Genomic DNA, 13,194 nt, shown 5'->3' with positions numbered 1-13,194 from the left:
TTGGCAAGGGTGACAGGCAAGTCGCCGAACCGGAACGAACAGGAGCAACCGAAGTGATCCGTCATATCGTCATGTGGAAGTTGAAAGAATCGGCCGAAGGCGCGACGCGCGCACAAAACGCGCTGAAGCTGAAGGAAAAGCTCGAAGGCTGCCGCGACCTCGTGCCGGGCACGCTGCAGATCGATGTCGGCGTGGCGACGCCCGGCCTCGACGCGACCGCCGACATCGTGCTGGTATCCGATTTCGCGGATAAGGCCGCACTCGATGCCTACCAGGTGCATCCGGTTCACCAGGAAGTGAAGAAATTCGTCGTCGCGGTGGCCGAATCGCGCGAGTGCGTCGACTACATCGTCGACAGCGCACGATGAGCGACGCGGCAACCCCGACGGACGGCCCGTCGATCGAAAGCCCGTTCGTCGATATGCTCGGCGTGCAGCTCGTGTCCGCGAAGGACGGCGCAAGCGAGATTGTGCTGCCGCTCGAGGAGCGGCACATGAACACGTGGAGCATCGCGCACGGCGGCGTGACGATGACGCTCGCGGACATCGCGCTCGCGATGGCCGCACGCAGCCTGACCGACGACGGTATCGGCGTCGTCACGGTCGAGATGAAGGTGAACTTCATGCAGCCGGGGCGCGGCGAGCTGCGCGCTTACGGGCGCGTGATGCATCGCTCGACGACGATGGCGTACTGCGAAGGCGAAGTGCGCGACAGCGACGGCAATTTCGTCGCGAAGGCGCTCGGCACGTTCAAGTACATGCGGCGGCTCGCGGTGGGCCGCGACATCAAGCGGCAACGTTCGCGCACGGCGCCGGACGCCCAGCCCGGCCCGAGCGACGCGTAAGCGCCCGGACGCACGGCGGCCCTGCCTTTTCACAGGCAGGGCCGTTTTGTTTTGCGGCGTGTATCGCCCACCGCGGAATGTCGCAACACACGGCGCATCACGCCCGCCTGGCGCGCGCATGGCATCATGCACGCTCGTCCGTTCACGGTGCCCCGCAGGCGCCGTCCTCACCGATGCCGCTGAATCCGAAGATCGCCCAGGTGCTCGACATGATCGAGCGCGCGAAACGTCCGTCCTATCACCACCAGACGCCGCAGCAGGCGCGCGCCGCGTACGAGAAGAGCGCGCCGATCCTCGACGTCGCACCGGCGCCGATGCATTCGGTCGAGGCGTGCGTCGTGCCGACGCGCGATGGCCGCACGATCGGCGCGCGGTTGTACCTGCCGGTCGCGCCGAGCCTCGCGGAGCCGCTGCCCGCGCTCGTCTACTACCACGGCGGTGGCTTCACGGTCGGCAGCGTCGATACGCACGATGCGCTGTGCCGGATGTTCGCGCACGATGCGCAATGTGCGGTGCTGTCGGTCGGCTACCGGCTCGCGCCCGAACACAGGTTTCCGACCGCGGTGAACGACGCCGACGACGCGTTGCAATGGCTGCATCGCGAAGCGGCCACGTTCGGCATCGATGCCGAACGATTGGCCGTCGGTGGCGACAGCGCGGGCGGCACACTCGCGACCGTCTGCGCGGTGCTCGCACGCGACGCAGGCATTCGCGTTGCGCTGCAGATGCTGATCTACCCGGGCGTGACGGGCTTCCAGGATACCGAATCGCATGCACGGCTCGCGAACGGCTACCTGCTGACGCAGGACACGATCCAGTGGTTCTTCACGCAATACGTGCGCGATCGGGCGGACCGCGACGACTGGCGTTTCGCACCGCTCGACGGCACGCGCGATGCGCCGTCGTTCGCGGGCGTTGCGCCGGCGTGGATTGCGACGGCCGAATACGATCCGTTGAGCGACGAAGGCGCCGCGTATGCGGAGAAGTTGCGCGCGGCGGGAAACGCGGTCACGCTGGTCTGCTATCCGGGGATGATCCACGAATTCTTCAAGATGGGCGGCTACGTGCCCGAGGTGCGGGCCGCGCATGCCGACGCGGTCGCGGCGTTGAAGGCCGCATTCGACGACGTTTGACAACGTTTGACGGCGGTGGTTGAGCGGCGTATGCGCCGCATGAGGGCTGCGATGACGAACGGCGAGGTGGAAACGGGCGACTGGACGGTCCTGGGCGGCGACGCCGCGCGGATCCGCGACGCGGTATTCGTGCGCGAGCAGCAGATACCGCCGGAATGGGAACTCGACGACGACGATCCGTTGTCGCTTCATGCGGTGGCGTACCGCGTCGATGCGGCGACCGGCGCGCGCCGCGCGGTCGCGACGGGGCGGCTGCTGCCGTCCGGCACGATCGGCCGCGTCGCGGTGCTGGCCGATGCGCGCGGGCAGGGCGTCGGATCAGCGGTGCTGAACGCGCTGCTGGAGGCGGCGCGGCGTCGCGGCGAAATCGTCGTACGGCTCTACGCGCAGGATTCGGCCGTGTCGTTCTACCTGCGGCACGGCTTCGCGGCGGTCGGTGAACCGTTCGTCGAAGCCGGTGTGCCGCACGTCGAGATGGCGCGCGCGCCGTAGCGCGGCGCCTGCTCGCGTGCTCAGCGCGGCGGCGTGGCGTCGAGGTCGAACGTGAACGCGCGCTCGAACGTGCCCGGGCGAACGGTGCGGTGCGAGCCGTCGTCGTCGCAGCGCTCCTTGATCTCGACCGTCAGCCGCACGCCTTCCTTCATCGTGACGCGCAGCGCGGTCGTGCCGCGCGTACCGTATTCAGGCGTCTCGATGAACGCAGCCGACAGCGCACGCTCGCGCTCGATCGGAATGCCGGTGTGCGGCAGTGCGTCGTCGTCCGCGACATGCGGGTCGCGCATCAGCGCGATCAGTTCGTCGAGCGACGGGGTCGGATTGTCGGTGAGCAGCGTGCCGAGCTCCGCGCGCTTGCGCACCACTTTCGGCCAGGGCGTATCGAGTCGCGCATTCGACAACGCATGCACGCCGGGCGCGACCGCGACGGGTGCGGAGACAGCACTTTCGCCTTCGGGCGCGCGATTGCAGAACCACGCGAGCTCACGCCGTCGCCAGTCGCCGACGAGCAGGTTGAAGCCGTTGTAGACGGCCGCATGCTCCGCGAGCCGCCCGAGGTAGTCGAGCGGCGCGACGGACGGGCCGCCGAGGAAGTCGGACACGAGCTTGCCGCGGGTCGGCGCGCCCGCGCGGATGTCGAACGGCGCGCGGTAGTTCGTCAGCGCGGCGAAACGGCCGTCGCGCGATACGCCGAGCCACGTGCCGCCCGCTTCGAGATCGCGGCCGGCCAGCACGCCCGGTACATCTTCCCACCACGAGAGCGGCGCGCTGGTCCGACGAAAGAACTCGTCACGATTGGCAGTGAGGGTAAAGACGGGACCGGCGGCGACATCGGGCTGCCAGTCGAAGGCAATCAGACACATCGGGCGAATCTCTCGGAGGAAACATCGGGTGCCGGCTGCGACTCGCGAGCCGGCGCGCGAACGGGTTGTCAGTGCATCACGCTTCCGTCGGCCACGCGTACGGCAGCGTATCGAACGCGAGCGCCGGGCCGTCGGCCGCACCGAGGTGCACCGTGCCGCTGTCGAGCGCGGCGAGCTTGATCTCGACGAGCGCGTCGACACCGCCCGCGGGCGCGGCCGCCGCGTTGACGATCATCCCGCAGGGCTGGCCGGGATCGTCGCTGTGGAACAGCTCGACGCCGGCATGCACGGTATCGGTCTCGCCGGCGACGTGCGCGAGCGCCGTGCGGCGCTTGATCGTGCCGCGGTACTGGCTGCGCGCGACGATTTCCTGGCCCGGGTAGCACCCTTTGCGAAAGTTGACGGCGCCGATCACGTCGAAGTTGACCATCTGCGGCACGAACTGTTCGACGGCCGGCTGCGTGATGCGCGGTTCGCCCGCGCGGATGTCGAGCCAGTCCCAGACGGCCGGCGACACGACCGGCAGCGACCCGCCGAGCGCGGCGATGCGCGCGTCGACTTCGGCACGCGGGCCGATCCACAGATAGCGCTTGCGGCCGGCTGCATCGGGTACGCGGATCAGCGTGCCGGCGGGGCCGTCGACCTTCACGTGCACGCCGTCCGGCAGCGCGTCGAAGATGCCCGACAGCGCGTCGCGCACGTCGCCCGCGAAGCCGACCACCGCGAGCGCGTCGCTCGCATCCGTCAGCTTCGCTTTGGCACGCAGCACGAACATCGACAGCCGCTTCTGCACGGCGGGCTGCACGTCCTTCGACACCAGCAGGCGCACGCCGTGGCCGGCGCGCCACGTGAGGAACGAGCCGAGGAGGCGCCCCTTCGGCGAGCAATAGCCGGACAGCCGCGCGCTCGCGGCGTCGAGATGTTCGATGTCGTTGGTGAGCTGGCTGTGCAGGAACGTCGCGGCATCATCGCCGGCCACGTCGATCACGCCGAACTGCGGCAACGGCATGCAGGCGCCCGGCGCATCGAAATCGGCGGCGGACGGACGGGGGAAAACGGGGAGCGAGGCGGGTGCGGCCTGGACTGCCGGTGAAGCGAACGGTGTGCTCATGGAATGAGGGAACAGTCAACCCTGACTTTGACGGAGGCGAGCAAGTATTATATGGGTCTTACCTGAGTCACGTTTCCATGTCCCTACTGAAGAAATGCGCCGCGACGATCGTGGCGCTGGCCGTCGTCGTGGCCGCTGCCGGCGCGGGCGGCGGGTATTACTGGGCAACCCGGCCGCTGCTGCTGGGTTCGGCATCGCTCGACGTCACGATCAAGCCGCGCAGCAGCGTGAAGAGCGTCGCGCTGCAGTTGAAGCGTGGCGGCGTGCCGGTCGCGCCGCTCGGCTTCGTCGCGATGACGCGCGTGCTCGGGCTGTCGAGCCGGCTCAAGTCCGGCAACTACGAATTCAAGACCGGCATCACGCCTTACGAGGTGCTGCAGAAGATCGCGCGCGGCGACGTGAACGAGTACGTCGCAACGGTCATCGAAGGCTGGACCTTCAAGCGGATGCGCGCGGAACTCGACTCGAACCCCGATCTTGCGCACGCGACGGCCAGCATGAGCGACGCCGAGCTGCTGCGCGCGATCGGCGCGCCGGACAGCGCGGTGCAGCGCGGCAGCGGCGAGGGGCTGTTCTTCCCCGACACCTATCTGTTCGACAAGGGCACGAGCGACCTGAACATCTACCGGCGCGCGTACCATCTGATGCAGACGCGTCTCGACGAGGCCTGGGCCGCGCGCGTGCCGGGCCTGCCGTACAAGACGCCTTACGAAGCGCTGACGATCGCGTCGATCATCGAAAAGGAAACGGGCCATGCGGCCGACCGCGCGTTCGTCGCGGCCGTGTTCGCGAACCGGCTGCGCATCGGCATGCCGCTGCAGACCGATCCGTCGGTGATCTACGGGCTCGGCGATGCGTACGACGGCCGCCTGCGCAAGCGCGACCTGCAGGCCGACACTCCTTACAATACCTACACCCGACGCGGGCTGCCGCCGACGCCGATCGCGTTGCCGGGCGTGGCCGCGCTGCAGGCGGCGATCAACCCGGCACCGACGAGCGCGCTCTATTTCGTCGCGAAAGGCGATGGCACGAGCGTGTTCTCGGACACGCTCGGCGACCACAACAAGGCCGTGGACAAGTACATACGAGGTCAATAATGGCGAGCGGTAAATTCATCACGTTCGAAGGCATCGACGGGGCGGGGAAGACCACCCACCTGCAATGGTTCTGCGAACGCCTCCAGGGCAAGCTGGCCGCGGCCGGCCGGCAAGTCGTCGTCACCCGCGAGCCGGGCGGCACGCAGCTCGGCGAGAAACTGCGCGAGATCCTGCTGAACCAGCCGATGGATCTCGAGACGGAAGCGCTGCTGATGTTCGCCGCGCGCCGCGAGCATCTCGCGCTCGTGATCGAGCCGGCGCTCGCGCGCGGCGACTGGGTCGTATCCGATCGCTTCACCGATGCGACGTTCGCGTACCAGGGCGGCGGCCGCGGGCTGCCGCGCGACAAGCTCGAGACGCTCGAGCGCTGGGTGCAGGGCGGGTTCCAGCCCGACCTGACGGTGCTGTTCGACGTCGCGCCGCAGGTGGCGAGCGAGCGCCGCGGCGCCGCGCGCATGCCCGACAAGTTCGAGAGCGAATCCGACGCGTTCTTCTCGCGCACGCGCAGCGAGTACCTGCGGCGCGCGGAAGAAGCGCCGCACCGCTTCGCGATCGTCGACGCGACGCAGACGATTCCCGAGATCCGCCAGCAGCTCGAACGCGTGCTCGCCGCGCTGTAATTCGCAAGGAACGCACCCCATGATCTATCCGTGGCAAACCGACGACTGGAACCGCCTGCAGCAACTGCGTGCGCAATGGCCGCACGCGCTGCTGCTGCATGGCCAGGCCGGGATCGGCAAGCTGCAGTTCGCGCAGCATCTCGCGCAGGGCTTCCTGTGCGAATCGCCGCAGCCGAACGGCGAGCCGTGCGGCACCTGCGCGGCCTGCACCTGGTTCTCGCAGGGCAACCATCCGGATTACCGGATCGTGCTGCCCGAGGCGCTGGCGGGCGAGGCGCCGGGCGCCGCGGACGACGCGAAGGCGGCCGACGCGGACGAAGGCGGCAAGAAGACGCGGGCGCCGAGCAAGGAAATCAAGATCGAGCAGGTGCGTGCGCTGCTCGACTTCTGCGGGGTCGGTTCGCACCGCGGCGGCGCGCGCGTCGTCGTGCTGTATCCGGCCGAAGCGCTCAACGTCGCCGCGTCGAACGCGCTGCTGAAAACGCTGGAGGAACCGCCGTCCGGCGTCGTGTTCCTGCTCGTGTCGGCGCGCATCGACCGCCTGCTGCCGACCATCATCAGCCGCTGCCGGCAGTGGCCGATGGCGGTGCCGGCGCCCGACGCGGCCGCGGCCTGGCTCGCCGCGCAGGGCGTCGATCACGCGCCGGCGCTGCTCGCCGAGGCCGGCGGTGCGCCGCTCGCCGCGCTGGCGCTCGCGAGCGACGAGAACCGCCCGTTGCGCGACTACACGCTCGGGCAGCTCGCGGCCGGGGCGGCCTGCGACCCGTTCGCGTGCGGCGAGACGCTGCAGAAACTGCCGGTGCCGCTGGTGCTCGGCTGGCTGCAGCGCTGGCTGTACGATCTGCTCGCGCAGCGGATGGCGGGCGCGCCGCGCTACTTCCCGATGCACGCGGCGGCGCTCGCGCGCTGCGCGGAAGCGGTCGATGCGAACGCGTTCGCCCGTTTCATGAAGGCCGTGACGCGGCAGCGGACGGTCGAGAACCATCCGCTCAACGCGCGGCTCGTATTCGAGGAATTGTTTCTCGGATACCGGGAAATGTTCGCATGACCCGGCATTGTTTCTCGTGGGTTGCGAAACGATGACGGGCCCACGGCGCGACGCGACCGCGGCCGTCCGGCCCGCGAACGCCGCCCGTTGCCGCATGCCGGCGAGCGCATGAGCGCCCGCCTTACGTATTCAGGAAACACGATGTTCGTCGACTCTCACTGCCATATCAATTTCAAGGGCCTGGCCGACCGCCTGCCGGCCGTTCTCGAGAACATGCGCGAGCACGACGTCACGCACGCGCTGTGCGTGTCGGTCGATTTCGAGACGCTGCCGGAGGTCCTGGCGATCGCGGACGCGCACGACAACGTCTATGCGTCGGTCGGCGTGCATCCCGATCACGAGGACGTGCACGAGCCGACGCTCGCGGAGCTCGTCGAGCTGGCCGCGCACCCGAAGGTCGTCGCGATCGGCGAAACGGGCCTCGACTACTACCGGCTCGAAGGCCGCTCGATCGACGACATGGAATGGCAGCGCGAACGCTTTCGCACGCATATCCGCGCGGCGACCGCGACGATGAAGCCGCTGATCATCCACACGCGCTCGTCGTCGGAAGACACGCTGCGGATCATGGCCGAGGAGCGCGCGGACGTGCCGGGTGGCGTGATGCACTGCTTCACCGAGCCGTGGCCGGTGGCCGAGCAGGCGCTCGCGCAGAACTTCCATATCTCGCTGTCGGGCATCGTCACGTTCAAGAATGCGACCGACGTGCAGGACGTCGCGCGGCGCGTGCCGCTCGACCGGCTGCTGATCGAGACCGACTCGCCGTACCTCGCGCCGGTGCCGTATCGCGGCAAGCCGAATGAACCTGCGTACGTCAGCCATGTCGGACGCTTTATCGCATCCGAGCGCGGGATCGCCGTCGAGGCGCTCGCCGATGCGACGACGCAGAACTTTTTCCGGCTGTTCAAGATCGCCCTCTAACGACGGGCGCGCAGCCGACAACCCAGGGAAGGAGCCCACAACAATGACGAAGCCGACCAACCATCTGCCGAAACGCGCACTCGTTGCCGCCGCGCTCGTCGCGAGCGGCCTGTTCGCGGCAGCCGGCGCGCATGCCGAATCGCTCGATGCGATCGTCAAGGCCGTCAAGTTCGACGACATCGCCGACATCGGCAAGCAGCTCAAGAGCGGCAAGCTCGACCCGAACACGATCGCGCCGAACGGCGACCCGCTGATCGTGATCGCCGCGCGCGAGAAGTCCGACAAGGTCGCGGCGGCGCTCGCCACGACGCCGAACGTCGACCTCGAGAAGGAAGACAAGGCCGGCGAAACCGCGCTGATGCTCGCGTCGCTGAACGGCGACGTCGGCCTCGCGAAGCTGCTGATCGACAAGGGCGCGGAAGTCAGCAAGAAGGGCTGGGCGCCGCTGCACTACGCGGCCACCAATGGCCAGGACGCAGTCGTGAAGCTGCTGCTCGACCACGACGCGTACATCGATACCGCCTCGCCGAACGGCACGACGCCGCTGATGATGGCCGCACGCGGCAACCATCCGTCGACGGTCACGCTGCTGCTCGACCAGGGCGCCGATCCGCAGGTGAAGAACCAGCTCGGCATCACCGCGCTCGAATTCGCGAAGCACTACAACGCGCCGGACGCGATCGAGATCCTGAGCAAGCGGACGACCCGCATCGGGGCATCGACGCCGGCAGAGGCGCAAAAGAGTGCAAAATGACGGTTTTCGGTGCGGCAGACGGTGCCCGCCCGGCCGGATTCCGGCCGGAGCAGGGCGTCCCGGCGCCGCGCCGGCCAAGGCAGCAGGCGGCCTCGGGCCGCATTGACATAAGGAACACCATGTTGCGCGCAATGTTTTGTGCCGCGGCGTTTGCCGTGCCGTTGTCGGCGGCGGCTTTCACGGGCGCTGATCTCGACCGGCTGTGCGCGAAGACGGACGTCAAATCGCGGGCGTCGTGCGCGGCCTACATCGAAGGAGCCGCCGACGGCGTCTACAACACCATCGATGCGATCGGCGGCACGACGGGGCCGCGGGTCGGCCAGTATTTCTGCCTGCCGCCCGACATCCGGGCGCAGCAGATGACCGACGCGGTGCGCAAGTACATCGCGGAAAATCCGAAGCTGGCCGACTACAACGCGAGCACCGCGGTGTCGCTCGGTCTCGGCAAGGCGTTTCCCTGCAGGAGCGGCAACTGACCTGACGCCGTGTCCGGGCCCGCGCGCGGCCCGGGCGTCGCCGACGCATCCAGGACGAGGCGTGCGCGCCTCACAACCCACGGGCGCCGATGATTTCAATCGAGGAACTGCAGCGCATCACCGATGCGCCGTTGCATTCATGGCTCGGCACGCTGGCCGTGTCCGTCATCGTCTTGCTGGTCGTCACGGTCGTGCACCGTCTCGGCGCACGCATCGTCAAGCGCATCGCGCAGCCGTATCCGTTGATGAGCGCGATCCTGCGCTACATCGACCGGCCGTCGCTCGTCGTGCTCGCGCTGCTGGCGCTCGAATTCCTGTGGGTCCAGGCCGACGACGGCATGGCGTTCGTGCGCGGCATGCGCACGGCGGCGGCGGTCGGCTCCATCGTTTCGCTCACGTGGCTGCTGGTGCGGCTGGCGGCCGGCGTCGGCGATGCCATCATCCAGGCGCATCCGATCGATACGGCCGACAACCTCCAGGCCCGGCGCATCCATACGCAGGCCAAGGTACTCGTGCGGACCGTGATGGTGCTGATCGTGATCATCGGCACCGGCGCCGCGCTGATGACGTTCCCGAACGTGCGCCAGGTCGGCGCGAGCCTGCTGGCGTCCGCGGGCGTCGCGGGCCTGGTCGCCGGTATTGCCGCACGGCCGGTGCTCGGCAACTTGATCGCCGGGCTGCAGATCGCGCTCACGCAGCCGATCCGGCTCGACGACGTGGTCGTGATCCAGGGCGAGTGGGGGCGTATCGAGGAAATCACCGGGTCGTTCGTGTCGGTGCGGCTGTGGGACCAGCGGCGCCTCGTCGTGCCGCTGCAATGGATCATCGAGAACCCGTTCACGAACTGGACGCGCAGCAGCTCGGAAATCATCGGCACGGTCTATCTGTCGGTCGATTACCGCACGCCGCTCGCGCCGCTGCGCGAGGAACTCGCGCGGCTCGTCCACGCGGCGCCGGAGTGGGATGGCCGCGTGCAGGTGCTGCAGGTGACCGACGCGACGGAGCGCACGATGCAGTTGCGCGCGCTCGTCAGCGCGGCCGACTCGTCATCGTGCTGGGATCTGCGCTGCCGCGTGCGCGAAGGGTTGATCGCCTACCTGCAGGACCGCTATCCGCAATGCCTGCCGCGCAGCCGGATGGAACTGTATCCGCACGATGCCGCGCCGGACGCGCCGAATCCCGAACGGCCGCACGCGCGCTCGCCTGCCGCCAGCACGGCGGCCAATACCGCGGCCGACCCGCAGACCGCCGAAGGCCGCTGACAGCGGCCCGCACGCTCACCCTCCATCGTCATGACCGCGCTGAACACGCTCGCCATCGCCAATTACCGCTCGCTGCGCGAGCTGATCGTGCCGCTCGCGGCGCTCAACGTCGTCACGGGGCCGAACGGCAGCGGCAAGTCGAGCGTGTACCGCGCACTGCGGCTGCTCGCCGACACCGCGCAGGGGCGCGTGATCCCGTCGCTTGCCCGCGAAGGCGGGTTGCCGTCGACGCTGTGGGCCGGCCCCGAGCGCTTTTCGAGGGCGATGCTGGACGGCGATGCACCGGTCACCGGCACGGTGCGCAAGGGGCCCGTGAGCCTGAAGCTCGGCTTCGCCTGCGACGATTTCGGCTATGCGATCGATCTCGGCATGCCGATCCCGAGCAGCTCGCAGTTCTCGCTCGATCCGGTGGTGAAGCGCGAGTGCATCTGGGGCGGCGCGATGTTGCGCCCGTCGACGCTGCTGGTCGACCGGCAGGGCGCGCAGATCCGCGCGCGCACCGCGTCGGGCGACTGGCAGACGATTCCGCAGCCGGTGGCCAGCTTCGACAGCATGATGACCGAGTTCGCCGATCCGACCGGCGCGCCCGAGATGATCGCGGTGCGCGAACGGATCCGCTCGTGGCGCTTCTACGACCATTTCCGGACCGACGCGCAGGCGCCGGCGCGACAGTCGCACATCGGCACCCATACGCCGGTGCTCGCGGACGACGGCGCCGACCTCGCCGCCGCGTTGCAGACGATTCGCGAGATCGGCGACGGCGCGGCGCTCGATGCGGCGCTCGACGACGCGTTTCCCGGTGCGTCGGTCGAGATCGACAATCCGGGCGGCCGTGGCCGCTTCGACGTGCTGATGCGCCAGCCCGGGCTGCTGCGACCGCTTGCGGCGGCCGAGCTGTCGGACGGCAGGCTGCGCTACCTGCTGCTCGCGGCCGCGCTGCTGACCCCGCGGCCGCCGGCGCTGATGGTGCTGAACGAACCGGAGACGAGCCTGCACCCGGATCTGCTGCCGGCGCTCGGCCGCCTGATCGCGCAGGCGGCGCAGCGTTCGCAGGTGCTCGTCGTGTCGCACGCGGCGCGGCTCATCGCGACGCTCGAGCGCGAGGCCGGCTGCGAATCGCTGGTGCTCGACAAGCAGCTCGGCGCGACCGGGCTCGTCGATGCCGATACGCGCGACCTGCCGCCGTGGAAGTGGCCGTCACGCTGACGGGCAGGGCGGCGGCATGCGTTCGGACGCGATCGTCGCATCGGGGGCCGGATCGGCCCGACGGGCGGAATGTATCCTGCCTGTAACAACACCCATAAAATGAAAGACGGGCGGTTCCGCGCAGCGGGATCGCCAATAATGAAGGGATATCCGGCTGGCGCTGCATGGGGGCCGGGGCGTGAAAGCCCGAAGGCCCGCCGGCCGTGACGCAACGGACAGGACACAGGAGACGTGGACCATGAGAATTGCCCAGATCGCGCCGCTGACCGAATCGGTGCCGCCGAAGCTGTACGGCGGCACGGAGCGCGTCGTGTCCTACATCACCGAGGCGCTCGTCGAGCTCGGCCATGATGTGACGCTGTTCGCGAGCGGCGATTCGACGACGCGGGCGAAGCTCGAGCCGGTCTGGCCGCGCGCGCTGCGGCTCGATTCGTCGATCCGCGACCGGGTCGCGCCGCACATGCTGCTGATGGAGACGGTCGCGCGCCGCGCGAAGGACTTCGACGTGCTCCATTTCCACATGGACTACTACTCGTTCTCGGTCTTCAACCGGCAGGAAACGCCCTACGTGACGACGCTGCACGGCCGGCTCGACCTGCCCGAGCAGCAGCCGGTGTTCGACACGTTCAACACCGCGCCGGTGATCTCGATCTCGAACGCGCAACGCCAGCCGCTGCCGCAGGCGAAATGGCTGACGACGGTCTACCACGGGCTGCCCGATACGCTGTACATGCCGCAGCCGGTCGAGCCGCGCTATCTCGCGTTCCTCGGCCGCATCTCGCCGGAGAAGCGCGTCGACACGGCGATCCGCATCGCCCGCCAGTGCGGGCTGCCGATCAAGATCGCCGCAAAGATCGACGCGGCCGACCAGGAATACTTCGAGCGCGAGATCAAGCCGCTCTTCGCGTTGCCGCACGTCGAATTCATCGGCGAGATCGCCGATCACCAGAAGGCCGAATTCCTGTCGGGCGCGCATGCGCTGCTGTTCCCGATCGACTGGCCGGAGCCGTTCGGCCTGGTGATGATCGAGGCGATGTCGTGCGGCACGCCGGTGATCGCGTTCAATCGCGGCGCGGTGCCCGAAGTGGTGGACGAGGGCGTGTCGGGTTTCATCGTCGAGGACGAAATCAGCGCGGTGGCCGCCGTGAATCGGCTGCACCTGCTGCCGCGAGCGCGCGTGCGGCAGCGCTTCGAGGAACGCTTCACGTCGCGCCGCATGGCGCAGCAGTATGTCGACGTCTACCAGTCGGTGATCCGCGCGCAGAAGCGCTCGCGCTTCAAGGTGATCGACTCGACGACCTGACGCGCGAGGCGCACGACGCGCGCGGATGAAAAAACGGCGATGCCCGCAAGGACATCGCCGT

General features: G+C 68.7%; 15 protein-coding genes. 13 read left to right on the top strand and 2 right to left on the bottom strand.

What is annotated here, in order from left to right:
* Positions 1–53 precede the first annotated feature (53 nt).
* From CFB45_RS10950 to CFB45_RS10935, 4 genes are all read left to right on the top strand, one after another.
* Positions 54–368 carry a Dabb family protein gene (locus CFB45_RS10950; RefSeq protein ID WP_027787175.1) on the top strand — a complete coding sequence of 105 codons (315 nt, stop codon included), beginning with the start codon at positions 54–56 and terminating at the stop codon, positions 366–368.
* Positions 365–844 carry a PaaI family thioesterase gene (locus CFB45_RS10945; protein WP_046545900.1) on the top strand — a complete coding sequence of 160 codons (480 nt, stop codon included), beginning with the start codon at positions 365–367 and terminating at the stop codon, positions 842–844. The genes CFB45_RS10950 and CFB45_RS10945 overlap by 4 nt, the downstream gene beginning before the upstream one ends.
* A gap of 173 nt (positions 845–1,017) precedes the next feature.
* Complete coding sequence (locus CFB45_RS10940; RefSeq protein ID WP_089425938.1) at positions 1,018–1,977, top strand: alpha/beta hydrolase; 960 nt, start codon at positions 1,018–1,020, stop codon at positions 1,975–1,977.
* 51 nt (positions 1,978–2,028) lie between these two features.
* Positions 2,029–2,469 carry a GNAT family N-acetyltransferase gene (locus CFB45_RS10935; RefSeq protein ID WP_089425937.1) on the top strand — a complete coding sequence of 147 codons (441 nt, stop codon included), beginning with the start codon at positions 2,029–2,031 and terminating at the stop codon, positions 2,467–2,469.
* Between the two features lie 20 nt (positions 2,470–2,489).
* Here CFB45_RS10935 and CFB45_RS10930 read toward each other — a convergent pair whose 3' ends face one another.
* Positions 2,490–3,335: an NRDE family protein gene (locus CFB45_RS10930; RefSeq protein ID WP_089425606.1), complete on the bottom strand. Its 846-nt coding sequence runs from the start codon at positions 3,333–3,335 to the stop codon at positions 2,490–2,492.
* Positions 3,336–3,411: 76 nt separating this feature from the next.
* Positions 3,412–4,446, bottom strand: coding sequence for a CAF17-like 4Fe-4S cluster assembly/insertion protein YgfZ (gene ygfZ / locus CFB45_RS10925; protein ID WP_089425605.1), 1,035 nt, complete (start codon positions 4,444–4,446; stop codon positions 3,412–3,414).
* A 77-nt stretch (positions 4,447–4,523) separates the two neighbouring features.
* Between ygfZ and mltG the strand changes: the two genes are divergently transcribed.
* From mltG to CFB45_RS10880, 9 genes are all read left to right on the top strand, one after another.
* Positions 4,524–5,543, top strand: a complete 1,020-nt coding sequence (gene mltG / locus CFB45_RS10920; protein WP_089425604.1) for an endolytic transglycosylase MltG — start codon at positions 4,524–4,526, stop codon at positions 5,541–5,543.
* Positions 5,543–6,163 (top strand): dTMP kinase, encoded by a 621-nt coding sequence (gene tmk, locus CFB45_RS10915; RefSeq protein WP_039367036.1) that lies wholly within the window; start codon positions 5,543–5,545, stop codon positions 6,161–6,163. Before mltG ends, tmk begins: the two co-directional genes overlap by 1 nt.
* A gap of 19 nt (positions 6,164–6,182) precedes the next feature.
* Complete coding sequence (locus tag CFB45_RS10910; protein WP_069248155.1) at positions 6,183–7,211, top strand: DNA polymerase III subunit delta'; 1,029 nt, start codon at positions 6,183–6,185, stop codon at positions 7,209–7,211.
* A 141-nt stretch (positions 7,212–7,352) separates the two neighbouring features.
* The gene (locus tag CFB45_RS10905; protein ID WP_089425603.1) at positions 7,353–8,132 is read left to right on the top strand and encodes a TatD family hydrolase; all 780 of its coding nucleotides are present in this window, start codon (positions 7,353–7,355) and stop codon (positions 8,130–8,132) included.
* Positions 8,133–8,175: 43 nt separating this feature from the next.
* A complete protein-coding gene (locus tag CFB45_RS10900; protein ID WP_089425602.1) occupies positions 8,176–8,886 on the top strand; it encodes an ankyrin repeat domain-containing protein in 711 nt (236 codons plus the stop codon).
* Positions 8,887–9,005: 119 nt separating this feature from the next.
* A complete protein-coding gene (locus tag CFB45_RS10895) occupies positions 9,006–9,362 on the top strand; it encodes a Rap1a/Tai family immunity protein (RefSeq protein ID WP_006485939.1) in 357 nt (118 codons plus the stop codon).
* 89 nt (positions 9,363–9,451) lie between these two features.
* Positions 9,452–10,624 (top strand): mechanosensitive ion channel family protein, encoded by a 1,173-nt coding sequence (locus tag CFB45_RS10890; protein ID WP_089425601.1) that lies wholly within the window; start codon positions 9,452–9,454, stop codon positions 10,622–10,624.
* A 30-nt stretch (positions 10,625–10,654) separates the two neighbouring features.
* Positions 10,655–11,830 (top strand): AAA family ATPase, encoded by a 1,176-nt coding sequence (locus tag CFB45_RS10885; RefSeq protein WP_089425600.1) that lies wholly within the window; start codon positions 10,655–10,657, stop codon positions 11,828–11,830.
* A gap of 238 nt (positions 11,831–12,068) precedes the next feature.
* Positions 12,069–13,133, top strand: a complete 1,065-nt coding sequence (locus CFB45_RS10880; protein WP_089425599.1) for a glycosyltransferase family 4 protein — start codon at positions 12,069–12,071, stop codon at positions 13,131–13,133.
* Positions 13,134–13,194 lie beyond the last annotated feature (61 nt).

It is taken from the genome of Burkholderia sp. HI2500 (assembly GCF_002223055.1).
GTDB lineage: Bacteria > Pseudomonadota > Gammaproteobacteria > Burkholderiales > Burkholderiaceae > Burkholderia.
Note: the sequence above shows the minus strand (reverse complement) of the source record. Positions and strands in the feature narration are given on the sequence as shown.